The 23,611-nt window shown below is 54.0% G+C and carries 20 protein-coding genes; 15 read left to right on the forward strand and 5 right to left on the reverse strand.

Going from position 1 to position 23,611, the window contains the following annotated elements; translation table 11 throughout:
• The first annotated feature begins 167 nt into the window (after positions 1-167).
• From BM040_RS03655 to BM040_RS03680, 6 genes are all read left to right on the forward strand, one after another.
• On the forward strand, positions 168-611 hold the full coding sequence (locus BM040_RS03655; RefSeq protein WP_092099103.1) for a DoxX family protein: 444 nt from the start codon (positions 168-170) through the stop codon (positions 609-611).
• A gap of 143 nt (positions 612-754) precedes the next feature.
• Positions 755-1,210: a DoxX family protein gene (locus BM040_RS03660; RefSeq protein WP_175490965.1), complete on the forward strand. Its 456-nt coding sequence runs from the start codon at positions 755-757 to the stop codon at positions 1,208-1,210.
• Between the two features lie 181 nt (positions 1,211-1,391).
• On the forward strand, positions 1,392-2,504 hold the full coding sequence (locus BM040_RS03665) for an AMP-binding protein (RefSeq protein WP_092099106.1): 1,113 nt from the start codon (positions 1,392-1,394) through the stop codon (positions 2,502-2,504).
• 59 nt (positions 2,505-2,563) lie between these two features.
• Positions 2,564-3,439 (forward strand): SMP-30/gluconolactonase/LRE family protein, encoded by an 876-nt coding sequence (locus BM040_RS03670; RefSeq protein ID WP_092099108.1) that lies wholly within the window; start codon positions 2,564-2,566, stop codon positions 3,437-3,439.
• Positions 3,440-3,539: 100 nt separating this feature from the next.
• The gene (locus BM040_RS03675) at positions 3,540-4,457 is read left to right on the forward strand and encodes a DUF1835 domain-containing protein (protein WP_092099109.1); all 918 of its coding nucleotides are present in this window, start codon (positions 3,540-3,542) and stop codon (positions 4,455-4,457) included.
• Between the two features lie 60 nt (positions 4,458-4,517).
• Positions 4,518-4,922 (forward strand): hypothetical protein, encoded by a 405-nt coding sequence (locus BM040_RS03680; RefSeq protein WP_092099111.1) that lies wholly within the window; start codon positions 4,518-4,520, stop codon positions 4,920-4,922.
• A 104-nt stretch (positions 4,923-5,026) separates the two neighbouring features.
• On the opposite strand, the gene hutG is transcribed toward BM040_RS03680, so the two are convergent.
• From hutG to hutU, 3 genes are all read right to left on the reverse strand, one after another.
• Complete coding sequence (hutG, locus tag BM040_RS03685) at positions 5,027-6,001, reverse strand: formimidoylglutamase (RefSeq protein ID WP_092099113.1); 975 nt, start codon at positions 5,999-6,001, stop codon at positions 5,027-5,029.
• Between the two features lie 96 nt (positions 6,002-6,097).
• The gene (hutI, locus tag BM040_RS03690; protein ID WP_317040157.1) at positions 6,098-7,417 is read right to left on the reverse strand and encodes an imidazolonepropionase; all 1,320 of its coding nucleotides are present in this window, start codon (positions 7,415-7,417) and stop codon (positions 6,098-6,100) included.
• 698 nt (positions 7,418-8,115) lie between these two features.
• Positions 8,116-9,828, reverse strand: coding sequence for a urocanate hydratase (gene hutU, locus BM040_RS03695; RefSeq protein ID WP_092099115.1), 1,713 nt, complete (start codon positions 9,826-9,828; stop codon positions 8,116-8,118).
• Between the two features lie 120 nt (positions 9,829-9,948).
• On the opposite strand from hutU, the gene BM040_RS03700 reads away from it, so the two are divergent.
• On the forward strand, positions 9,949-10,575 hold the full coding sequence (locus BM040_RS03700) for a class I SAM-dependent methyltransferase (RefSeq protein ID WP_092099117.1): 627 nt from the start codon (positions 9,949-9,951) through the stop codon (positions 10,573-10,575).
• 40 nt (positions 10,576-10,615) lie between these two features.
• Here BM040_RS03700 and BM040_RS03705 read toward each other — a convergent pair whose 3' ends face one another.
• Positions 10,616-11,071: a c-type cytochrome gene (locus BM040_RS03705; protein ID WP_245756086.1), complete on the reverse strand. Its 456-nt coding sequence runs from the start codon at positions 11,069-11,071 to the stop codon at positions 10,616-10,618.
• A 177-nt stretch (positions 11,072-11,248) separates the two neighbouring features.
• On the opposite strand from BM040_RS03705, the gene BM040_RS03710 reads away from it, so the two are divergent.
• The gene (locus BM040_RS03710) at positions 11,249-13,696 is read left to right on the forward strand and encodes a zinc-dependent metalloprotease (RefSeq protein WP_092099120.1); all 2,448 of its coding nucleotides are present in this window, start codon (positions 11,249-11,251) and stop codon (positions 13,694-13,696) included.
• A gap of 706 nt (positions 13,697-14,402) precedes the next feature.
• Positions 14,403-15,797, forward strand: a complete 1,395-nt coding sequence (locus tag BM040_RS03715; RefSeq protein ID WP_092099122.1) for an NAD(P)-binding domain-containing protein — start codon at positions 14,403-14,405, stop codon at positions 15,795-15,797.
• A 107-nt stretch (positions 15,798-15,904) separates the two neighbouring features.
• On the opposite strand, the gene BM040_RS03720 is transcribed toward BM040_RS03715, so the two are convergent.
• Positions 15,905-16,165, reverse strand: coding sequence for a hypothetical protein (locus BM040_RS03720; RefSeq protein ID WP_092099123.1), 261 nt, complete (start codon positions 16,163-16,165; stop codon positions 15,905-15,907).
• 250 nt (positions 16,166-16,415) lie between these two features.
• Between BM040_RS03720 and BM040_RS03725 the strand changes: the two genes are divergently transcribed.
• From BM040_RS03725 to BM040_RS03750, 6 genes are all read left to right on the forward strand, one after another.
• Entirely contained in the window at positions 16,416-18,002 is a 1,587-nt protein-coding gene (locus BM040_RS03725; RefSeq protein WP_092099125.1) for a M20/M25/M40 family metallo-hydrolase, read from the forward strand.
• 176 nt (positions 18,003-18,178) lie between these two features.
• Positions 18,179-19,081: a universal stress protein gene (locus BM040_RS03730; protein ID WP_092099126.1), complete on the forward strand. Its 903-nt coding sequence runs from the start codon at positions 18,179-18,181 to the stop codon at positions 19,079-19,081.
• 232 nt (positions 19,082-19,313) lie between these two features.
• Entirely contained in the window at positions 19,314-20,657 is a 1,344-nt protein-coding gene (gene brnQ, locus BM040_RS03735; RefSeq protein ID WP_139217754.1) for a branched-chain amino acid transport system II carrier protein, read from the forward strand.
• Positions 20,658-20,837: 180 nt separating this feature from the next.
• Entirely contained in the window at positions 20,838-21,260 is a 423-nt protein-coding gene (locus BM040_RS03740; protein ID WP_092099128.1) for an STAS/SEC14 domain-containing protein, read from the forward strand.
• A 186-nt stretch (positions 21,261-21,446) separates the two neighbouring features.
• Positions 21,447-22,421, forward strand: a complete 975-nt coding sequence (rluF, locus tag BM040_RS03745) for a 23S rRNA pseudouridine(2604) synthase RluF (RefSeq protein ID WP_092099129.1) — start codon at positions 21,447-21,449, stop codon at positions 22,419-22,421.
• A gap of 149 nt (positions 22,422-22,570) precedes the next feature.
• Positions 22,571-23,605, forward strand: a complete 1,035-nt coding sequence (locus BM040_RS03750; RefSeq protein ID WP_092099131.1) for a pseudouridine synthase — start codon at positions 22,571-22,573, stop codon at positions 23,603-23,605.
• Positions 23,606-23,611 lie beyond the last annotated feature (6 nt).

Below are 23,611 nucleotides of genomic sequence, written 5' to 3' on the forward strand. Positions count from 1 at the left end.
TCCTGGTTTTCAGACCGGGAGGCGCTTTTCGTTTAAAGGTGTTTTTCTATACTTCCTAGCTCTCCCAACCCAGGTGCTAGGCATAAACTCAAGCCTTTTGTATCCGGGGTTCTAACATTAGACGTATATAGTAATACGAACATGTTTTACCTAAATCACTTTTAATCATGGCCTTTACACAAGAAGTCAGTCACCCTGTCCAGCGTAACAGCGCCAGCAACCCTGTTTGGATGGACGGGCTACGCATACTTTTAGGATTGTTTCTCTTCATAAAGGGGGTAATGTTCCTGGAGTATACCAGTGATGTGTTCCTCGTCTTCAGCCAGAACCAGGATTTTATCAGTCTGCAGAAGGCGCCGGTTTTAACCAGCACCGTGCACATTGTCGGGGGCTTGATGATCGCCATGGGCTTTCTGACCCGGCTGGCGCTGCTCTGCCAGATGCCGGTGGTGCTGGGGGCGGTGCTGCTTGTAAACAGACACCGTGGGCTGCACCTGGAGAACACGGAACTCTGGATTTCTGTAGCCGTGCTTGGCCTGCTGCTCTTCTTTATGATCATGGGTCCGGGCCGCTATTCGGTGGATAACAAAGTGCTCCGGAAACAGAAGTAAGCCCCACGGCTGGCAGCTGATCTGGAAGTTACCAGGACATCAGGTACGAATACTATAATTTGTACTGAGATTTGTCCGGTTCAAGGTGAAATACGTTTAATAAAATGATAGTCAGCATGTTTCACTTTTAAATTTATAAAACCATGAACCTAGCACAAGACATGTACCGCGTAGAGCGCTGGGCTGACACGCATCACCCTCTTTGGCTCGATTTTTTGAGAATGGGTTTGGGAGTTTTCCTGATGGTGAAGGGCTTTATGTTCATTCAGGACACAGAGGCGCTGTTCCGGATCATGCAGAAGAGCCAGTTCCCCTGGATTTCAATCGGTTTGGCGCACTATGTTGCCTTTGCTCACCTGGTAGGCGGCCTGCTGATCGCGATGGGCCTGGTCACCCGGGTAGCCATTCTGTTTCAGCTGCCGATCCTGATTGGAGCGGTTTTCTTCATTAACCCGAACCGTGGTTTCTACTCTGAGAATACCGAATTGTGGTCCTCCATCATCGTGCTTTTGCTGCTGATCTTCTTCCTGATCTTCGGTTCCGGCCGCCTCTCCATCGACCGGCTAATCCGCAAGCCTGACAAGGACTGGCTATACTAGTTTAGCCACTTCGTACCAGTTCAGGGGCAGGCAGCCGGAGAAAAACCTTTGCCGGCATAGTTTGTTTTGATAGCGCTTTCCCCCAATTTTGCAGGAGCACGTACGTGTTAACGTGAAATGATGACGGGGCACCATTCCCAGGGCAAAGGCGCCAAAGGGATGGCCTATAAGATATTGCTACATGACAGACAAATACCTGACCCTGAACGGCAAGAAGTTCTATTACGACGAGATTGCCTCGTACTCCTTCCGCAACAGCATTCCGCTGAACGGCTACGAAAGCAAAACCCTTGAATTCTGCCGCAGCTGGCTCAACGGTGTGCAGGAATTCCCCATCCAGACGTCCGGCTCCACAGGGGTGCCTAAAACCATCAACCTTACCCGCAGGCAGCTGGAGGCCAGCGCCCGCCGCACCATAAAACTGCTCAACCTGCAGCCCGGCGACTGCACGCTCATTTGCCTGAATACTGAGTATATAGCCGGCATGATGATGCTGGTGCGCGGCTTTGTGGCCGATCTGCGGATGATTATTGTAGAGCCCATTGGCAACCCGCTGACCCTGGTAAGCCCGGAGGAGAAAATCACCTTCAGTTCCTTTGTACCGATGCAGCTACACGCCATCCTTCAGGAAACACCGCAGCGGCTTGGCCAGCTTAACGGCATGAACGGTATGCTGGTGGGCGGCGCCCCGGTTACCCCCACACAGCAGCGCGAGCTACAGCAAATACAGTCACCGGTGTACCATACCTACGGCATGACGGAAACCGCCTCGCACATTGCCCTGCGCAAGCTCAACGGCTACGACGCAGCCGATTACTACGAGGTGCTGGAAAACATTGAGGTTGGGCTGGACAAGCGCGGCTGCCTCACCATCAAAGGCGACATCACCAACAACGAGCTGCTCATCACCAACGACATCGTGGAGCTGCTCACCCCTACCCGCTTCCGCTGGATTGGCCGCGCCGACAACACCATCAACACCGGCGGCGTGAAAGTGCAGACCGAGACGGTAGAGCTAGCCATTGCCGAGGCTTTTGTGGATGATGTGGACTCACCGCGCTTTTTCATAGCCCCGCAGCCCGATGAGGTACTGGGCGAGAAGATCGTGCTGGTGCTGGAGTGCGAGCAGTTATCCGAGGAAGAGGAAAAGCAGCTGCAAGAGCGCCTGCGCAGCAAACTGAAAAAGTATGAGATGCCAAAAGAAGTGTACTACAGCAAGGCATTCTCCGAAACCTCCACAGGTAAATTATCGCGGGAGCGCACACTCCGGAAGCTTGGCCTGTATACCGAGTAGCCTGAAATTAAAACGGCGCGCGCACCTGCCCGTATGAAGTATAAACCAAAACAGAAAGCATGAGAAAAAGTATACGTGCCGGATTTTATACTTTACTGGCAACCTTTGCCCTGAGTGGCTGTAGCGGCAACCTGTTCTCCTCGCGTGCGCCCGTGGAGCTGCAGGAACTATGGGCTTCCGATAACACCCTCAGAACACCGGAGTCCGCCCTCTTCGACCCGCAGCGCAACGTGATCTACGTGTCGAACATGAACAACACCTCAGACCGCAACGACGGCGACGGTTTCATTTCCAGGCTGGATGCGGAAGGGAATATCGAAGACCTGTACTGGGTAACCGGGCTGAACAACCCGGCGGGCATGGCTCTGCACAACAACGTGCTTTATGTGGCCGATGCAGACGAAGTAGTGGCCATTGCCACGCAATCCGGCTCCGTACTGGGCAAGTATAAAGCCGAGAAAGCCAAGTTCCTGAACGATGTGGCAGTGGACGACAACGGCACGGTATACATCACGGATTCGGAGCAGCGACGCATTTACCAGATGCGCAACGGCCGCATCAGCACCTGGATAGAAAACACCAAACGCGAGAACCCGAACGGTATCTTTGTCGAGGGCGACCGCATGCTAGTGGCCTTCTTTAACAGCGGCCGCGTGCGCTTGGTGGACCCCGGCACAAAGGACTTCACAGACTGGACCGATGGCATTAAATCAGCCGACGGCATTGCGCGACTGGAAGATGGTAATTACCTGATCTCCAGCTGGGACGGTGAAGTATATTACGTGAACCAGGAAGGCCGCAACTGGCGAGTGCTGGACACGAAAAGCAAAAACATCAATGCCGCCGACATCAGCTATGCCCGGCAGCCCGGCCTGCTGCTGGTGCCTACTTTCCGCGACAACAGGGTGGTGGCTTACAGACTAAAAGGCAGGTAATTACGTTACATACTTATACCGTTATAATGTTTGAGGTAAGGCAGCTGCACCGTTACGTGTTAGTTGCCTTCTCATTTCCGGCGACTTTTACTTTATACCGATGAAAAAACTTCCCACCCTCCACATCCTCAACGGCGATGCCTCAGTCCCTGCCTTCACTGCAGCCGGGCTGCCCGGTCAGGTAATGGTGTGGCGCGAAATTCTCTCAGAGGGGCCGGTATTCTATACCTTGCCTGAGCCGGAGTTCTGGCAAAAGCGGCAGGACTACATCACCTCCACCTATGGCGAGCTGGCGGAAAAGTATAAAACTAAGGTGCTGGAAGAGCTGCAGAAGCTGGAGGGAATCGGGGCTTTCTTTGAGGTGGTGCTGTGGTTCGACACTGACCTGATGTGCCAGGTAAACCTGCTATACTTACTGCAGCGCCTGCACCAGAAAAAACCGCCCATGGTATCAATCTGCACACCAGTGCAAGGCAAAAACATTGCGCTGCTGAGGCCGGAGGAACTGCAGCAACTGTTTGAAGAGAGGATACAGGTGGATGATACGCAACTGGAGCAGGCCAAGCAGCTGTGGCAACTTTACGCTGGCCCCAACCACCTTAACCTACAGGTATACTTACAGCAACAGTCCGCGCCGCTTTTATACTTGCAGCAGGCCCTGCAACTGCATTTGCGCCGCTTCCCGGCTTGCACCAACGGCCTTAGCCAGCCCGAGCACATGCTGCTCAGTATGATACAGGCTGGCACTACCACCGTAGATGCGCTTATGCAGCAGTTCTGGCAACAGGACCCCGGCTACGGCTTCGGCGATTTGCAACTGCAGGAGATATTAGCCCGCCTGCAACCTGACCTGGTGCAGGCCAAGGAGCCCCTTTCCTTAAGCTTCTTTGGGGAGCGGGTGCTGGAGGGATACGGTTCTTTCATCCCCAAAACGCGCTGGCTGGGCGGCTCAGAGGTAAACGGCAGTTGCCCCTACTGCTTTGACGCAGAAAAAGGGAGCTTGCGCAAGCACGCCTGATAAATCTGGCATCAAAAATGCAATAACGTGTGTTATACTTAGACTTTAAGCAGAACACACATGATTAGGAAGCAAACATATGCCGCAGCACTGGCCCTGGGCCTGCCGCTTTTCAGCCTGACCTTCGCCAAAGCACAGACCACGCCCTTACCTCCACAGGAGAAAGAACACATACTTGTCAGCACCGAGCATCCTAACGCCAACAAGGAAACCCTGTCGGGTATTTACCTCAAGCCCACTGCCAAAGGTACCTTTGAGCTGGATTTCTCGCAGCAGCTGGATGAGAACGCCGTACTTTTTGTAAAAAGCTCCGCCGGAAAAACAGTATACACCGAGCCCGTTAGCATCGAGGGCAACCGCAGCAGTTGGCGTTACCCGCTCGGCAAGCTTAAGCCTGATACCTACCTGATAGAAGTAAAAACCAGCGACACCACCTACTGGACTAAATTTAAGGTTGGGAAATAAGTATAAAACAAAACGGCCCTGCAGTAGTATGCAGGGCCGTTTCGTTTAGGTGGATTTGCTGCGGGTTTGGCACCAGCTTGCCTTATATCAGAAATCTCCTCAAACTATACCTGGCTCCACTGCTGCACCACGTGGTAAAGCAGCGATGCACCCAGCCTGGCCGTGCGGCTGTCAACATCAAGTTTGGGGTTTAGCTCCACTATATCCAGCGTCAGCAATTTGCCGCTGCTGATAATCTCCTGCAACAGCAACAGCACAATCTCCGGATGCACGCCCAGGGCGGCAGGTGCGCTTACGCCGGGCGCATAGGCCGCGGCAAACACGTCCATGTCAATGCTTACATACAGCAGGTCAACCAGCTCCGTGAACTGCTGCAGCCGCTCCCGCAGCGCCTCATAATTATACACCTGCATCGCCGGTGCAAACACGTAATCGGCACCATAGGCTGCGGCGGTGTTAAACAGCTTCTGCGTATTGCCTTGCTGCTGTATACCCAGGCACAGGTAATTAAAATCCTGGCCCTGCGCCCCTAAGTCATCGGCGATTTGCAGGAACGGGGTGCCGGAGCTGGCTTGCTTTTCATAGCTCCGCAGGTCGAAATGCGCGTCGAAGTTGATGATGCCCAGTTGCTGCCCCTCCGGGAGGGCCTGCTTGATACCTAAAAAATGGCCATAGGCAGTTTCGTGCCCGCCGCCAAGTATAATCGTTTTGTACGTGTTGGATAACAGGGCATTCACTTTCCGACCCAGCTGCTTCTGTGCTTCCTCCAGGTTTTGGTTGGTGCAGTATACATCGCCCGCGTCGAACAGCGCCACATCATCCTCCAGGTGCCACGCAAAGGAGGCCATGGCCTGCCGCAGCGCTGCCGGCCCTTCCACTGCCCCTTCCCTGCCCTGGTTGCGGCGCACGCCTTCATCACAGCAAAACCCCAGAAACGCGATAGCCTGGTTTGCCAGGGCAGGTTCTGTGGTGTCAGTCAGGTTGAGCAGTTTAATACCCTGGTGCCAGCGCTTGCCCTCTTCGCCTTCGAGCGTGTCTACTCTGCCTTTCCACGTACTAGGTGCGGTGGGTTTATACATTTTTTATGCTGTTAATTGTCTGTTGTTGTTTGTTTTTACCCCTGATGCGAATCTTCGGTTTCGTGACTTAGAGTGATTCGCACGAGCGCTTATACCTTATACTTGTCTCCCGGATTTCCATACTTTAGATGGCTTCAGCTTGCCCTGCAAATATAAAATCTCCTTATAGTTTTCTGTCGGGAAGGCGATCATGTCGGCCAGGTTTCCTTTTGCCAGACTGCCACGGTCTGGGAGGTTGAGCGCTTTGGCGGCACGGGTCGTAATGGCAGCCAAGGTCTCGGCGATAGTTAATTTTTCAGCAGCACCAAGTATAGCCGCCTGCATCAGCAAATCGCCCATGGGGGCAGATCCGGGGTTCCAGTCCGTAGCAATAGCCAGGCAAAGGCCGCCGTCCAGCATTTTGCGGGCAGGTGCGTAATGCATGCCCAGCCCCAGCGAGGCTCCTGGCAGTACGGTAGCCACCACACCAGCATCGCGCAGCAGTGCAATTTCCTCGTCGCCGCTGGCCTCCAGGTGGTCGGCACTAATAGCACCGGCCTCTGCGGCTACCCGGCTGCCGTCCGTGCTGAACTGATCGGCGTGAACCGTTATATCAAAGCCCATTTCTTTGGCAGCCAACAAGAATTCCAGGGATTCCGCTTCCGTAAAGGCGGTGTCTTCGACAAAGATGTCCACGCGGTTGGCCAGGTTCTGTTCCAGCACCTGCGGTAGCAACTCATCCAAAACATGCTGCAAGTATACTTTGGAGTCGGTGAACTCCGGGGGGCGCATGTGTGCCGCCAGGCAGGTCGGCACCAGGTCAAGTGCATGATGCTTGTTTACGAGACTGATGGCCTCCAGCATTTTCAGTTCATCATCCACCGTTAGGCCATAGCCGCTCTTCACCTCGCAGGTGGTAACGCCCTCGCGCAGGTGGCGGTCGCAACGCTTCCGCATCAAATCAACCAGTTCTACCAAGGTTGCTTCGCGGGTTTTCCGTACGCTGTCCAGTATGCCGCCGCCGCTGCGGGCTATCTCTAAATAGGATTTCCCGGCCACGCGCATGGCATAGTCATTGGCGCGGCTTCCGGCAAAGCAAATATGGGTATGGGCATCAACGAGGCCAGGCAGCAGCACCATCGGCTCCTCAATCAGTTCGAGTTTATACTTGTTATCCAGCGCCTCGCGGTGGAGTTGGTCATACTTGCCTACCTTCTGCACCCTGCCTTCCTGCACCAGCACCCCGGCCTGCTCGATTACCTTTAGCTGCTCGTCCTGCAGCGCACCCGCCTCCGGCAGGTTGGTCATAGGCAGGATTTGGCTAAAAGGGCCGATTAAGGTATGGGTTGAGGTGTCTTTGTTATCTTTCATAGTTGGTTTGATAATGTAGCGCGTTATACTTTTATACTCGTTGTCTGAGCTAAAAGTAGTCAGCATTTTGTTTGAAAAGCCGGATTTATACTTTGGCTGTACTTTATACTTTATACTTTCCTGGTGCGAGCTTGCAGTTCGTGTCTTTTTATGATGTTGGGTTTGTAACCCGACTGGCTTGAAAAGCCATACTTTATACTTTGCCTATACTTCCGGTTTATACTTTCATAGCTGCTGCTCCCCGCAATCTTACACAAGCTATACTTTCTAGCCTCTGTTCATCCTCTAGTTCCCACAAACGTCTCGTTTCATTTCCTGCTTTGGTGCCCTCCCAGGCCGGGAGGCCTCGCCTTCGGGCATCGCGCTGTCTACATTTCCTTTGCTACCCTTCGGTTGCAATGCCGCCACAGCGGCACCGGAAATCTAGAAGGCGCTCAACCCAAAGGCTGGGATAAAGTCGATAGCTATTACTGATGCAACTTCAGCCAAAGTCCCCCTTTGAAGGGGGTAGGGGGATGATAATTGCCTGCGGACAATTCCCCTCTCAGGAGGGGTTGGGGTGGGTTTATACTTTGCAGAAACAGAGCTACTATAGAACTTATACCCTTACCAAAGTAGTTAAAGACTCCCCACATTGGACTACCGAGAACGCGAGTTCGAAGGTACCGAGCGTAGCTCTAAGGGGCTGGGGGTGGTTGGACCCGGCACTGCTCAAATCCTGGCCACCCCAAATCCCACAAATCCTTATTCAGACAAAGACAAGACTACAGCTCCAACCCGAACTTCCTGGCGTTTTCCTGCGCCGTTTCGTAGCCCGCGTCAGCGTGCCGGAAGATGCCCATGGCTGGGTCGTTGTGGAGCACGCGGCGGAGGCAGCGTTCGGCACGGTCGGTGCCATCGGCCAATATCACCATGCCCGCATGCTGCGAGTAGCCGATGCCCACGCCACCGCCGTGGTGGAACGACACCCAGGTGGCCCCGCCGGCCGTATTCGCCATCAGGTTCAGTAGCGGCCAGTCAGAGATGGCGTCGGAGCCGTCTTTCATGCCTTCGGTTTCACGGTACGGGGAGGCCACAGAGCCGCAGTCGAGGTGGTCACGGCCGATGACGATGGGCGCTTTTACCTTGCCCTCGCGTACCAACTGGTTAAAGAGCAGACCTGCTTTCTCGCGCTCGCCCATGCCCAGCCAGCAAATGCGGCACGGGAGCCCCTGGAAGGCTACTTTCTCCTGTGCCTCGTCCAGCCACTTAATCATGTGCGTGTTCTCCGGGAACAGCTCCTTCAGCGCCTCGTCGGTCACGCGGATATCCTCGGGGTCGCCGGAAAGCGCCGCCCAGCGGAAGGGTCCTTTGCCCTCGCAGAAAAGCGGACGAATATACTCAGGCACAAAACCCGGGATGTTGAAGGCATTGGCCTCGCCGCCTTGTTGCGCGAACTCGCGCAGGTTGTTGCCATAGTCGAAGGTTTTGCTGCCGCGCTTTTGCAGTTCCAGCATAAAGCCCACATGGCGGGCCATACTTTTCAGTGACAGCTCTTTATACTTTGCCGGGTCCTGCTGGCGCAAGGCTTTGGCTTCTTCCAGTGTCAGCCCGTTCGGCACATAACCGTTAATCGGATCGTGGGCAGAGGTTTGGTCGGTAAGAATATCCGGGGTAATGTTATCCTGAATTAGTTTCTCCAGCACATCGCCTATATCACCTACCAAGCCTACCGAGATGGCCTCTCCGCGCTCTTTTGCCTCCAGCACCCAACGCTTCGCCTCCTCATAGTCATAGGTCATTTTGTCGATATAGCGGGTGTCGAGGCGCTTCTGAATGCGGTCCGGGTCTACGTCTACGCCCAGGAAAGTGGCGCCGGCAATGGTGGCAGCCAGCGGCTGAGCGCCGCCCATGCCGCCCAGACCGCCCGTTACAAGCAATTTGTGGCGCAAATCGCTGTTGAAGTATTTATCACCGCAGGCGGCAAAGGTTTCGTAAGTGCCCTGCAATATACCCTGTGAGCCGATGTATATCCAGCTTCCAGCCGTCATCTGCCCGTACATAATCAGGCCACGCTTGCGCAGGTCGTTGAAGTACTCCCAGGTAGCCCAATGCGGCACCAGGTTGGAGTTGGCAATCAGCACGCGCGGAGCCTCAGAATGGGTGCGTACCTTGCCCACCGGCTTACCCGACTGCACCAACAAACTTTCGTCCTCCTCCAGCTCCAGCAGCACTTCAATAATCTTGCGGGCATCCTCCGGCGTGCGGGCCGCCTGTCCGGTGCCGCCGTATACCACCAGGTCGGCGGGTGCTTCGGCCACCTCGTCGGTTAGGTTGTTGAGGAACATGCGCAGGGCAGCTTCGGCCTGCCAGTTCTTGCAGTGCAGCTCAGGCCCCCGTGGCGGGATGTAGGTGGGATGGTTGGCGTATTTCTGTATGAATTGCTCGGCCGTGAGGCCTGCTTTTGGTGATGATGCTGTGGCAGCTGATGTAGTCATAGTTTTTAATTCGGAATGGGTTTGTTCAATAATCTGAAATTTATATCAAATATAACAGGAAAACGGTGCTAATTTAAAGGTAAAAGCCCCAACAGTCCTTAGCATTCTATACTTTCGCTTATGTTCCACCTCCCGATCCAGTCCCTGCCCGCCCAGTTCGGCAACATTGATATTTACCTGTTCGACCAATTGCTGAAAGGCCGTATCCGCAAAGGGATGCGCGTGCTGGATGCCGGTTGCGGCGCTGGCCGAAACATTTACTACCTGATGCAGGCCGGTGTGAAAGTATACGGGGCCGATATTTCAGACGAAGCCATACGGGAGGTAAGGCGCATGGCAGCGGAGCTGGCCCCTACCCTCTCGTCCAAAAACTTTGTGGTGACTGACCTGAGCCAGATGCCCTATGAGGACAATTCCTTTGATGTGGTGCTGTGCAGCGCCGTGTTGCATTTTGCCAAAGACGAGGCTCACTTTAGAAGTATGGTGCAGGAATTGTGGCGCGTGCTAAAGCCCGAAGGCTTGCTCTTCTGCCGTTTCAGTACAACGATTGGTATGGAGGGGAAGCTGCAGCAGGTGTCGCCGCAAAAGTATAAAATGCCGCACGGGCCGGTGTGGTTTCTGCCTGACGAGGCGCTGCTGCGGGAGCTAATTTATACCTTGCAGGCCGAGATGCTAGAACCGCTGAAAACCGTGCTGGTGGAGCACGAGCGAAGTATGACCACGCTGGTGATGCGCAAAAAAGTATAAGGCCACACAACTTGAATTTGTGTGGCCTTAGGTAGGATTGTTAGTTATTCAGCGACAAGATGTAGTCTACCATCTTACCAGCGTCATCCTTGTTCAGGTTCGGGTGCGGAGGCATCGGCACCTGGCCCCATACGCCTGCACCGCCCTCTAAAATCTTGCCGATCAGGTACTCCCTGTTCTTATCGTTCTCCTCATACTTTGCAGCCACTTCTACATAGGCCGGGCCCACGAGTTTCTGCTGGTTGCTGTGGCAGGCTGTACAGTCAGAGCCTGCAATAAGCTTGGAGCCTGGGTGTACTTCCTGGGCAGGCTGCTGCTGGGCAGGGGCACTCGGCGTTCTGGTGCCAGGCGCTGGCTCCGGTGCGTTGGCTACGGCTTCGGAAACGGAGTCTTTATAATCCTGCTCGTAAAAGCGGTCGTATTCTGATTTTTGGTTGCCACAGGAGGCGAGCATAAACCCCAGTCCTAATGCAGCAAAAAGAAATTTTGAGCTCATAATTGTTTATTGAGTGTTTCTGAAAACTATACTTTCTCCGGCTATGGTTTGTTACGGAATCTGCTCCCGGGGAGCCCCGCGCGGCCATGCCGTGATACCTTTGCGAAGGTAGGCCTGTAATTCTGAATTTCAAAATCCCTATATTACAGCATCAAGCGCATTTCTAACCTTATAACCATGACATCACCCTTCCTCAGAACCCTATGGCTCGTGCTGGTGCTGCCGCTGCTTTCGGCAAGTATGGCGCTGGCCCAGGCACTGCCTACCATTACCCTCTTCACCAAAGACATGCGGAAGTTTCCCGGCTACTTCACCTTTTATTACGACAGGGAAACTGACAAAGTATGGCTGGAGGTAGATAAAGTAAACCAGGAGTTCCTATACGTCAACTCCCTGCCCTCCGGCCTCGGCTCCAACGACATCGGCTTGGACCGCGGTCAGTTGGGCGGCCAGCGCGTCGTATACTTCGAGAAAATCGGCACCAAGGTGATGCTCGTGCAGCCAAACCTCGCCTACCGCGCCATCACCGACAACAAAAACGAGGCACGCGCCGTGGACGAATCTTTTGCCAAATCCATCCTATGGGGCTTTAAGGCACATGCGGTGGAAGGCAATAGCGTGTTGGTGGATGCCACCGATTTCCTGCTGAGCGACGCCCACGATGTAATTGGAAGTATAAAACGCACCAAGCAGGGCACCTATAAGCTCGACCCGACCCGCTCGGCCATCTACCTGCCGCGCACCAAGAACTTCCCCGAAAACACGGAGTTTGAGGCTACGCTTACTTTTACCGGAGGCGATGATGCCGGTCGCTATGTGCGCGAGGTAACCCCGGACGTGCAGGCCATCACACTGCGCCAGCACCACTCCTTCATCCAGCTGCCCGACAACAAGTATAAACCACGCGCCGCAGACCCGCGCGCCGGCTACTTCGGCATCTCCTTCTTCGATTACGCTACTCCGGTGGACGAGCACATCGAGAAGCGCTACATCGCCCGTCACCGCCTGCAGAAAAAAGACCCTTCCGCCCGGGTGTCGGAAGCCGTGAAACCGATTGTATACTATGTCGATAATGGCGCCCCTGAACCTATCCGGACTGCCCTGCTGGACGGCGCCCGCTGGTGGAACCAGGCCTTTGAGGCGGCAGGTTATAAAGACGCTTTCCGGGTGGAGGTATTGCCGGACGGAGCTGACCCGATGGACGTACGCTACAACATCATCCAATGGGTACACCGCAGCACGCGCGGCTGGTCGTACGGCGCCTCCGTGGTAGATCCGCGCACCGGCGAAATTATCAAAGGCCACGTATCGCTGGGCTCATTGCGCGTGCGCCAGGACTACCTGATTGCCGAGGGCCTGCTGGCACCCTACAAAGACAGTAACAAGGAAAACAAACAGATGATGGACATGGCCCTGGCGCGCATCCGGCAACTGTCGGCGCACGAGTTGGGCCACACACTGGGCATCATGCACAACTATGCCGCCAATAACAACGCTTCCGTGATGGACTACCCGCACCCGCAGGTAAAACTGGACCGCGCCGGTAACATCGACCTGAGCCAGGCCTACGGCACCAGCATTGGCGAGTGGGACAAAGTGGCCGTGGCTTACGGCTACCAGGATTTTCCGGCCGGAACAGACGAGCAAAAAGCCCTGAATGATATTCTGGCCAAAGGCAGAGAAAAAGGCCTGCAGTTTATCACCGACCGCGACGCTCGTTCGCCAGGTGGTTCTCACCCGGACGCTCACCTGTGGGACAACGGCACCCATGCGGCAGATGAGCTGCTGCACGTGCTCAAAGTACGGGAAAAAGCCCTGCAGAATTTCTCCGAGCACAACATCAAGCCCGGTACCCCAATGAGTGCCTTGGAGGATGTGCTGGTGCCCATCTACAACTTCCACCGTTACCAGACCGAGGCGGCCGCCAAAATGGTAGGCGGCGTTTACTACAACTACACCGTGCGCGGAGATGGCCAAAAGGCTACGGCCGTGCTGGCCAAGCGGGAGCAGCAAAAAGCGCTGGATGCCCTGCTGAAGACCATCTCGCCGGAGGTGCTGACGCTGCCAGAACCTGTTATCACAATGATCCCGCCACGCGCGCCGGGTTTGCGCAACAACCGCGAGCTGTTTGAGCGCCGCACCGGCGTAACGTTCGACCCGCTGGCTGCCGCGGAGGCATCGGCTACCTTTACCATTTCGCTGCTGCTGCACCCGGAGCGTGCCTCGCGCCTGGTCGAGCTGGGTGCCCGCAGCAACAGCCTCAGCCTGCAAGACGTAATCGGGCAGTTGATGGACAACACCTGGAAGAGCAAGCGAAAAGACGGTATGGAAGGACTGATACAAATGCAGACCGAACAGATTGTACTCACACACCTGCTTGACCTGTCGCAAAACGAGAATGCTTCTTACCAGGCACGTGCCCTGGCTACCGCTACCCTCAAGGATTTAAATAATTACCTAGGTCATCGGTACAACCTTAACCCGCAGGATACTTACCAGTCACACATCACGTTTGCGCTGGAGCGCCTCACCCGCCCAGTTACTGTAGAGGTGAAGCCCGGCAAAACACTGGACCTGCCACCAGGTGCCCCAATTGGAAGCGGGGAGTACATGAGGTGTGAGTAACACTCAAGTATAAACCATACCTAAACCGCCTTTTCATGCTGGAGAGGGCGGTTTATTATTTTACAAGGTCTCATATTACGAAGTCAGGCTTATTGCGGGAAACCAACCCGGTTTCTATACTTTATCACCTACCTTAAATTTTTTATTGTTGCTTACTTGCAGCTTGCCTCCGTATCCCTTGCTTCGCCTTTTCATACAAGCCTTTGCTGCTCCTCTAAGGTTGTAAACACGCACCTCAACATATTCACTTTAAACACTTTACATAATACCATCGCAATATCCTTATCCTAAAGAGGCTCTAACGAAAGTGCCATACTTATACTTTATGTAAAGTTTGTATTAAAAATATTTTTATCATTCTTTATCTAATCCAAACTATACTTCACTGGCAACATATTGAAGAGCAAATTATCATTTTACCCATATAATCTGTATCTTTGCAAAACAGGCATTCTGACATAGAGATATAAATATTTCAGAAGGGCGCTTTGTTAGTATAGTTTTAGCCAACCGGCTTCTTTTGTAAGGCATCAATTCCAACGCCTCTTTTTCTTATACTTCCTGCACCCCTTTCTGTTTTCCGCCAGGCTGTTTTAACCTCGCGCGAAAACCCGGAATTGTAATTTTTCCGATCGCCAAACAGCCAACTTTAGAGCATATCTCGAGGCAGATTATTGTGCTTTGCATTTACCAATTTTAAGTATATATGAAGTTAAGAGTAGGAATCATCGGAGCCGGCCCCAGCGGTCTGGCGCAGCTACGCGCGTTTAAATCAGCAGAAATGAAAGGTGAAGCCATACCCGAAATCGTGTGCTTTGAGAAGCAGGCAGACTGGGGTGGCCTTTGGAACTACACCTGGCGCACCGGAGTAGGCAAGTATGGCGAGCCTATCCACGGCAGCATGTACCGCTACCTGTGGTCTAACGGCCCAAAAGAGTGCCTCGAGTTTGCTGATTATACCTTCGATGAGCACTTTGGCAAGCCTATCTCTTCTTACCCGCCCCGCCCCGTGCTGTTCGACTACATCCAGGGCCGCGTAAACAAATGCAACGTGCGCGACTATATCCGCTTTAACACCACCGCCCGCTGGGTAGAGTACAAGGAGGACACTAAGCAGTTCTCGGTAGTGCTGGAAGACCTGGCCAACAACAAGACCTATACCGAAGAGTTCGATTACCTGATTGTTGCCTCCGGCCACTTCTCTACCCCGAACATGCCATACTTCGAAGGAATTGAGGAATTCCCTGGCTTGGTGATGCACGCGCACGACTTCCGTGGAGCAGATATTTTCCGCGACAAGGACGTACTGCTTATCGGCAGCAGCTACTCGGCCGAGGACATTGGCGTGCAGAGCTACAAGCACGGCGCCCGCTCTGTTACCCTGAGCTACCGCAGCAACCCCATCGGCATGGACTGGCCTGAGGGCATGAAAGAAGTGCCCCTGCTCACACACTTTGAGGGAGAAGTGGCTCACTTCAGCGACGGCACCCAGGAGCGCTTCGACGCGGTGGTGATGTGCACCGGCTACCAGCACAAATTCCCATACCTGCCCGACGAGCTGCGCCTGAAGACCAAGAACTGCCTCTACCCGGATAAAATCTACAAAGGCGTATTCTTTAACGAGTTGCCCCAGCTTATTTACCTGGGCATGCAGGACCAGTACTATACGTTCAACATGTTTGATGTGCAGGCCTGGTATGCGCGCGACGTCATCCAAGGCAAAATTCAACTGCCAGGTAAGGAAGAAAGGCAAAAGGACATCAACCTGTGGCTGAACAAGGCAGCCGCTAACTGCAGCCACGACGATGAGATAGACTTCCAGACCGAGTACGTGCGCGAGCTGATGAACATGACCGACTACCCAACGATTGATTTGGACAAAGTGGCTGTACTTTTCAAGCAGTGGCTCCAGGACAAGGAAGAGGACATTCTCCGTTACCGTGACAAAACCTATACTTCCGTGATGACAGGCACGCCAGCCGCCCAGCACCATACCCGCTGGCTTGACGAGATGGACGACAGCTTCGAGCGCTACATGCAGGAAACTCCGGTGCCAGAGCCGGAGAGAGAATTGGAACTGGACCAGGTACAGGCACAATAGACAACGTCTGCAGACAGCTCAAGCCTGTAGTGCAAGTATAATACACGTACGCCCTGCTGAGAAAGCTTCAGCAGGGCGTACGTGTATACTATAAACTATAAAAACAGTTAAAGCAGGCTCAGGCCATCCCGCACATCCACCCCCTCCACGTAGGGCTCCAGGATGGTGGCCGCATTGGCCGAGCGTTTAAATGTGCTGTAAACCTGCACCTCTTCCCCGGCCCACAACTCCACAAACGTGTTGTTGACGGCATACAGGGTTACCAGCCACTGGTTATACTTGCGCTGGGCAAGCACCACCCCGTCGCGGGCTATCACCTCGGCCTGGCTCCGGAAAGGGAGCCGCTCAAACATGGAATGTTCCTGCATATATTGGACTTGAAAACTCAGCTATAAATAAGGCCAGCGGGAGGCAATAAGTTTCATCTGAGGTGCCTGGAGCTTATAATTCAAATATTCAGGTTTCAGAATTAAACCATTATGCCTAATTTGCCTCTAAAGGAGGATTTACGCATTAGAAGCTTAAACGACTTCGAAGCCTGATTGAGCCCTGGCCGTAGCGGGGCAAATATAGCAGGTTCTTGAAACGCATTATCAAACACTAACCCTTATACTTAAAATGATGAAAAAAAGGATGCAAGCCGTTGTACTGTCGCTGCTGCTGTGCGGTAGCATGGTGCAGGTGCAGGCACAAACCCAGGGCCAAACGCAAACGCAGGCACAAGACCCTGTGATTGCAGCCATCGTGAAGGAGGCGAACGAGAACTCACAGCTGGAAGCTTTAGCACATGAGCTGCTGGATGGCATAGGACCACGCCTGGTAGGTACCCCCGAAATGCAGAAGGCCCACGATTGGGCTGTGGCAAAGTATAAAAGCTGGGGCATCGAGGCCCGTAACGATAAGTGGGGCGAGTGGCGTGGCTGGCAGCGTGGCGTAACCCACGTCGACATGGTGCACCCGCGCGTGCAATCGCTGGAGGCGACGCAACTGGCCTGGAGCCCATCCACTAAAAGCAAGGGCGTAACCGGCGAAGTAATCATGCTGCCAGACGTACAGGACTCGGTTGCTTTCCAGAAGTGGCTGCCCAATGTCAAGGGCAAAATCGTGCTTATCTCCATGCCACAGCCAACCGGCCGCCCCGACTATAACTGGGAAGAGTTCGCTACCAAGGAGTCGCTGGAGAAAATGAAGAAGGAGCGTGACGCCCAGACAGAGGCTTGGTCGGAGCGCATGAAGAAAACAGGTTATAACGCCCGCACGCTGCCAGGAGCGCTGGAGCAGGCCGGCGCTGCCGCCGTGGTAACGTCCAACTGGTCGCGCGGATTCGGTGTAAACAAGATTTTCGGAGCTTACACCAAGAAAGTACCGAGCATCGACATGGCCCTGGAAGACTATGGTATGCTGTACCGTCTGGCAGAATCCGGACAGAAGCCGCAGATCCGTATCCAGGCAGAGTCTAAGCACCAGAAAAACGCCCCAACCTTTAACACCATCGCTGAGATTAAGGGCACCGAGAAGCCGGATGAGTACGTAATCCTGTCTGCGCACTTCGACTCCTGGGACGGTGGCACAGGCGCCACGGACAACGGCACCGGCACGATTGTGATGATGGAGGCCATGCGTATCCTGAAGAAACTGTACCCTAACCCGAAGCGCACCATCCTGGTGGGCCACTGGGGCAGTGAGGAACAGGGTCTGAACGGTTCCCGCGCCTTTGTTGCCGACAACCCGAAGATTGTAGAGAAAACCCAGGCTGTATTTAACCAGGACAACGGAACAGGCCGCGTAGCCAACATTTCCGGACAGGGCTTCCTGCACTCTTACGACTTCCTGGGCCGCTGGCTGAGCGCTGCTCCCCGCGAGATTACCAGCTCTATTGAAACCAGCTTCCCTGGCTTCCCGGGCGGCGGTGGCTCCGACCACGCATCTTTTGTAGCAGCGGGCGCCCCTGCCTTCATGCTAAGCTCGCTTAGCTGGTCGTATGGCAACTATACCTGGCACACCAACCGCGACACGTACGACAAGATCGTGTTCGACGATGTGCGCAGCAATGCCATCCTGGTAGCTATACTTGCCTACCAAGCCAGTGAGGATCCTGAGTTTGCCAACCGCGAGCGCATCAAGCTGCCTGTAGACCCAAGAACAGGCGAGCAGCGCACATGGCCTGCACTGAGAGAGCCAACCCGCAAGGGAGGCCTGGATTAAGTATCCGAAACATCAGCATACACCAAAAGAGGCTGCCATTACGGTAGCCTCTTTTGTTTAAAAGCTGATAAACCTCAGTTTTAGGGTTGACAAGCGGCATATTTTCAGGGCGGTGGGTGCAGTACCTTTGTAATGTGGTTAGAAATTAGCTGCCTTACCTTTCAGAAGTTACCGCCATGAAGACAATAATAGTACCGATCGATTATTCCAAACACTCCCGCAACGCCCTGGGCTACGGCCTGGAGATTGCCAGCTTAACCGGCGCCCGGCTGGTTCTTTTCCATGCTTTCTACCCTATCATGCCGCCACCGGCCAGCCTCAACACCACCGATGTGATCGGTGCCCTGGAAGAGGGAAAGGCACGTTCGCTGGAAGATTTCGGCAGAACCACCCTCGCTGAGATTGGCAAGGAAAACGGTCGCCTGGATGTATACAAGACCATTCCCATAAAGGCCGGCGCCCGCATGGGAGGCTCTTATGAAATGATCCTGGAAGCGATAAAACGCTACGAGGCGGACCTGGTGATCATGGGGATGCAGGGCGGCGGCGCCATCAGCCAGGCCTTGCTGGGCAGCAATACCATCTCGGTGATGCAGGAGTGCGAGGTGCCTATACTTGCCGTGCCGGAAAACATCCCTTTCAAGCCGTTCCGCAAGGTTGTGTTTGCCACCAACATGCGCAAGATGCCACCCACTGCCGACCTGGAGCCGCTCCGCGATTTCCTGCTTCCGTTTGAGCCAGCGCTGAAAGTGCTGCACCTCTACCGCAACAACATGCAGTTGGGCAACTTCGACCCAAGCGCGGCGCAGGTGCAAGTGGAGCAGAAACTACAGGGCCTGGCGCTGGACTTTACCTACGATGTACGGGAGAACGTGGCAGAAGGCATCCAGCAGTTTATCCAGGAGCAGCAGGCCGACCTGCTCGTGCTCATTCCGCAGCGCCACAGCTTTTTGGAGCGCCTGCTCGATAAAAGTATAACCGGAAAAATCACGGCGCACCCGCAGGTTCCGCTGCTGGCACTGCCCTCTGTCACGCTGAAGAGCACGCAAAATATCAGCGAAAGTATGGCAGAGGTCTGATACAATCCTAATATTACCAACCTTTAGCGGCCCGCCGGAGATTGTTTTATGCAATACACCGGCGGGCCTTTTTTATACTTTGCAGAGCAGCAGCGGCTGGCATGAAAAGTATAAAAAAGGCCACCTCAGCGCTCTCTTGCCTCAAAACACAAGATAAAAGTAGGATTTTGAGCCTCTGGTTGCTTACTTGCAGTTAGAACATCTATTTTCCTACTAACCTGAGTATTAAGTTTTGAATTCTACCAATCTCTCCTTTAAAGAAACCTTTTTTATTGGCCTGCTGCTCTTCGCCGTTTTCTTCGGCGCGGGCAACCTCATTTTCCCATTATCACTTGGTCAGGCTTCCGGCACTAACCTTTTACCGGCTATTCTGGGCTTTCTTGCTACTGGTGTTGGCCTGCCCCTGTTGGGCGTGATTGCCATTGGCGCTTCCAGAAACGAAGACGTGCAAACCATTTCAGCAAGGGTGCACCCGCTCTTTGGTTTAATTTTCCCGGTTGTCATTTACCTGACCATCGGGCCTCTGTTTGCTGTGCCTAGAACGGGCACTGTGTCCTATGAAATTGGCGTTGCGCCCTTTTTGTCTGAGAGTTTTAAAGCATCCAAACTAAGCATGCTTTGCTATACGGCCGTCTTTTTTGCAGTAACTTACTGGCTTTCACTTAACCCCGGCAAAGTAGTGGACCGCATCGGCAAAATCCTGACGCCGGTGCTGCTGATTATCCTGGCGGTGCTGCTGATCAAGAGCTTTGCCGATCCGCTGGGAGGTTTTCAGGAACCGTTGGTTGCTTACGAGGGGGCGCCCTTCTTTAAAGGGTTTCAGGAAGGCTACCTGACCATGGATACGATCGGTTCCTTCATCTTTGGCCTTATCGTTATTAACGCCATACGCGAAAAGGGCGTAAGCAACCCCAGCCAGATTGCAAAAGTATGTACCATCGCAGCCCTCATCGCCGCTACCGGGCTTGCCCTGGTATACATCGGCCTGGGCTATGCCGGCGCCACCAGCGTGGACACCCTGGGCCACCTGGAAAACGGAGGCCTTATCATCAGCCAAATTTCTCACCTGCAGTTCGGTGTATATGGCAAGTTGCTACTCGGTACTGCCATAATCTTTGCCTGCCTTACCACCAGTGTTGGTCTGGTAGTAGCCTGTGCCAGCTTCTTCCGTAAAATACGCCCCACCATTTCCTACAAGACCTACGTTATTGTGCTGTCCGTGGTCAGTGCGCTTATCTCTAACGTGGGCCTGACGCAGATTATTTCCTTTTCGGTGCCTGTGCTGGTTACCATCTATCCTACCGTTATTATCCTCATCGTACTCACGCTGTTTGGCCCGTTCTTGAAGAACAGAAACGCCATTTATACTTTCTCCGTGCTGTTTGCGGGTTTGGTAAGTATTGCGGACGGCCTGAATGCAGCGGGTCTGGGCTCAGCCGCCCTGAACGAGTTTCTGTCAGCTTACCTTCCAATGTTTAGCCTGGGCATGGGCTGGCTGCTGCCTGCCATCATTGGGGGGGGCATCGGATTTCTGGTTTCGCTTCGCCAGAATAGTTATGTCCTGGAGAAGGCTTAAGACCAATTCCTGATTTCACGAACACCTCCGCGTTAACCTCGTAAGAATTTAAAATTATTGCTTCCAGGCAGCGTGTTGCCTTTTCATGCTTGGCAGATCGGCTGTTTCAGGGTAGCAGACGCAGCCAAGCAGGGGCTGTTTTTTTTAACTTTGTAGTAAATTTGTGAATCTATAGTTGGCATGATACAGGAGCTCACAAATCCATTTGGTCGGGTATACTTAACCATCGAAACGAACAGGGCCAACAAGTGGATCCATGTAAGGTGGATGGGTTATCTGACAGAAGATAATGTAAAAAACGGAGTCAATGCCTACACGCAGGCGCTGGTTGATGCCGGGTACAACTGTGTGCTCAACGACACCAGCCTGATTATCGGGGGGTGGGACCACTCGCTGGACTGGGTGCTGAATGAATGGTCTCCGCGGGCGGCCAATGCCGGGTTAAAACACTTCGCCATGATAGCCACCCCCGAGACATTCGGAGGGTCAACGGCTGATACCTTTCATAAAACTGCCAAGCTGTTTGAAACGAAGGTTTTTGACGATAAGAGCGACGCAGAGGTATGGCTCCGGCAGTTCTCGCTAGGCAAGCAGACATCATAATTTTTTGTGCTGCGCCGGCTGTATTCATTTCAAAGTATAGCCATTGGCATACACCTGCCCTACCTGCATTGGATAGCCCGGCTATTCCTGTACCTTTGCAGGGCCGTATACTTTCCTGACAAACGTTTACTGAAACTGCCAGGGATTTATACTTCACAAATTACCTAATGGAAGCCTGGCGAGCCTATGGAACCAAGACGACTCAACAAATTTATCAGCGACTCGGGCTACTGCTCCCGCCGCGAGGCCGACAAGCTTATTGAACAAGGCCGCGTAACCGTGAACGGGAAGCAACCGGAGGTAGGCACCAAGGTAACAACGCGCGACAAAGTGCGCGTGGACGGAAACCTGCTGGAAGTGGATGCTGTGGAACCGGTATACCTGCTGCTCAACAAGCCTCCCGGCATCGAAACCACCACCGACACCTCGCAGAAGGACAACATCATCAGCTTCACCAATTACCCGGAGCGCATTTTCCCGGTGGGCCGCCTCGATAAAGACTCCGAGGGGCTTATCATCCTGACCAACAACGGCGACATTGTAAACAAGATCCTCAGGGCTGGCAACAACCACGAGAAGGAGTATATTGTAACGGTGGATAAGCCCATCAACCAGAACTTTGTGGAGCGGATGAGCAATGGGGTGCCTATACTTGGTGTGAACACCCGGAAGTGCTTTGTAGAGCAGTTGGGAGCCACTAAGTTCCGCATCATACTTACTCAGGGCATGAATCGCCAGATCCGGCGCATGTGCGAGGCACTGGGCTACGAAGTACAGACCCTGCAGCGTACCCGCATCATGCACCTGTCGCTGGCTAAGATTCCGCTGGGCCAGTGGCGCAATATGACTGATGCCGAGGTGGCCGAAATGATGCGCCTAGTAGAGCGCTCCTCTAAAACCGCGGAAGAGCCGAGTGTTAAGAAAGCCTCCTCCGGGGTCGCCCCCTCCAAACCCAAAAGCAGTAAACCACGCAGCAGCTCCTCCACTAGCAGGCCAGGCAAACAAAGTAGCAGCCCCAGAAGTGGCAAAAGCACCGCTGCCAGCAAACCCGGCAAATCGAAAAGCTCGGGCAGTGCCAGAGGCGCGCGCGGGGCGGCCAAAAGCGGAAGCAGCGCCGGCCGGGGCCGTACTTCATCCGGAAAAGGTGGCAGAAGGCGCTAAGCTCCTGCATCTGCAACTTTAAGCTGTCACATACAGTGCGGCATAGGTAAAGCAAACCTTTTCCCGTAAGTTTGTCTTCCTGAAACGGCGTAACCAAAGCAGGCCGAATACACTACATATATACCTGCCCTGAAACGCCACCACATACCATGGAATCGAAACGATTAAATAAATTTATCAGCGACTCGGGCTTTTGCTCCCGCAGAGAGGCTGACCGGCTGATTGAGGAAGAACGCGTGACGGTAAACGGCAAACTGCCGGAGCCCGGCATGAAGGTCTCCGCCAAAGACAAAGTACGCATAGACGACCAGCTGCTGACCGTGCGCGAGGAGGAGCCGGTGTTTTTGCTCCTGAATAAGCCATCCGGCATGTCGGCCACGGCCGATATGGGCGTGCGCGACAACGTGGTGCGGGCCATCAACTACCCAGCCTCGCTGCAGCCCATCGGCCACCTGGATCGTGATGCGGAGGGCGTGCTTTTCCTGAGCAATAACAGCGACCTGGTACGCAAAATCACGAAGGCCGATAACAAGTATGAGAAGGAGTACATCGTTACGGTGGACAAGCTCATCAGCCAGGACTTTATCGCCAAACTAATAGGTGGCGGCGAAACGGAGAGCGGAGAGAAGCTGCAGAAGACCTTTATCGCTAAAGAGAGTTCCACCCGCTTTAGAATCATACTCAGGCCTAACACCAACCACAACATTAAAAGGATGTGCGAGGATTTGGGGTATAAAGTAGTACACCTGCAGCGGGTAAGGATAGAAAACTTTACGCTTGCCAAACTCCCAAACGGCCACTGGCGCAAGCTTAGCCCTGCCGAAGTGGAAACCCTGGCAAGTATAGCCAGCAGCCGCGGCAGCAAAAGCCAAGCAGCAGCTTCTTCTGAAAGAAGCGGTGGCAGAGACGGAAAGAGCCGGCCTAAAACTTTTGAAGGAAGCGGCCCCCGCATTGGCAAGAGCAAACCGGGTGGCAGTGCTGCCAAAAGAACGATAGGCCCTAAAGCAGGCGGTGGCCAAGGCAGTTCCTACGGAAGCGGTGCTACCAGCAGAAAAACCAGCCCCGGTAAAGGCCCTACTAAAACAGCTGGAAGAGCTGGCGCCGCCGGCACTAGCGCTGCAGCCAGAAAAAGCAGTCCGGCCAAGGGCCCCGCTCCCAAAGGCCGAGGCGGAAGAACCCGCTAAGTATAA

Origin of the sequence: Pontibacter chinhatensis, from assembly GCF_900113285.1 — a bacterium.
Taxonomy (GTDB): domain Bacteria; phylum Bacteroidota; class Bacteroidia; order Cytophagales; family Hymenobacteraceae; genus Pontibacter; species Pontibacter chinhatensis.

Bases quoted from the DNA above. Each gene is read 5' to 3' on its own strand.
- BM040_RS03655 (WP_092099103.1), top strand. From the start codon at position 168: ATGGCCTTTACACAAGAAGTCAGTCACCCTGTCCAGCGTAACAGCGCC.
- BM040_RS03660 (WP_175490965.1), top strand. From the start codon at position 755: ATGAACCTAGCACAAGACATGTACCGCGTAGAGCGCTGGGCTGACACG.
- BM040_RS03665 (WP_092099106.1), top strand. From the start codon at position 1,392: ATGACAGACAAATACCTGACCCTGAACGGCAAGAAGTTCTATTACGAC.
- BM040_RS03670 (WP_092099108.1), top strand. From the start codon at position 2,564: ATGAGAAAAAGTATACGTGCCGGATTTTATACTTTACTGGCAACCTTT.
- BM040_RS03675 (WP_092099109.1), top strand. From the start codon at position 3,540: ATGAAAAAACTTCCCACCCTCCACATCCTCAACGGCGATGCCTCAGTC.
- BM040_RS03680 (WP_092099111.1), top strand. From the start codon at position 4,518: ATGATTAGGAAGCAAACATATGCCGCAGCACTGGCCCTGGGCCTGCCG.
- hutG (WP_092099113.1), bottom strand. From the start codon at position 6,001: ATGTATAAACCCACCGCACCTAGTACGTGGAAAGGCAGAGTAGACACG.
- hutI (WP_317040157.1), bottom strand. From the start codon at position 7,417: ATGCTGACTACTTTTAGCTCAGACAACGAGTATAAAAGTATAACGCGC.
- hutU (WP_092099115.1), bottom strand. From the start codon at position 9,828: ATGACTACATCAGCTGCCACAGCATCATCACCAAAAGCAGGCCTCACG.
- BM040_RS03700 (WP_092099117.1), top strand. From the start codon at position 9,949: ATGTTCCACCTCCCGATCCAGTCCCTGCCCGCCCAGTTCGGCAACATT.
- BM040_RS03705 (WP_245756086.1), bottom strand. From the start codon at position 11,071: ATGAGCTCAAAATTTCTTTTTGCTGCATTAGGACTGGGGTTTATGCTC.
- BM040_RS03710 (WP_092099120.1), top strand. From the start codon at position 11,249: ATGACATCACCCTTCCTCAGAACCCTATGGCTCGTGCTGGTGCTGCCG.
- BM040_RS03715 (WP_092099122.1), top strand. From the start codon at position 14,403: ATGAAGTTAAGAGTAGGAATCATCGGAGCCGGCCCCAGCGGTCTGGCG.
- BM040_RS03720 (WP_092099123.1), bottom strand. From the start codon at position 16,165: ATGCAGGAACATTCCATGTTTGAGCGGCTCCCTTTCCGGAGCCAGGCC.
- BM040_RS03725 (WP_092099125.1), top strand. From the start codon at position 16,416: ATGATGAAAAAAAGGATGCAAGCCGTTGTACTGTCGCTGCTGCTGTGC.
- BM040_RS03730 (WP_092099126.1), top strand. From the start codon at position 18,179: ATGAAGACAATAATAGTACCGATCGATTATTCCAAACACTCCCGCAAC.
- BM040_RS03740 (WP_092099128.1), top strand. From the start codon at position 20,838: ATGATACAGGAGCTCACAAATCCATTTGGTCGGGTATACTTAACCATC.
- rluF (WP_092099129.1), top strand. From the start codon at position 21,447: ATGGAACCAAGACGACTCAACAAATTTATCAGCGACTCGGGCTACTGC.
- BM040_RS03750 (WP_092099131.1), top strand. From the start codon at position 22,571: ATGGAATCGAAACGATTAAATAAATTTATCAGCGACTCGGGCTTTTGC.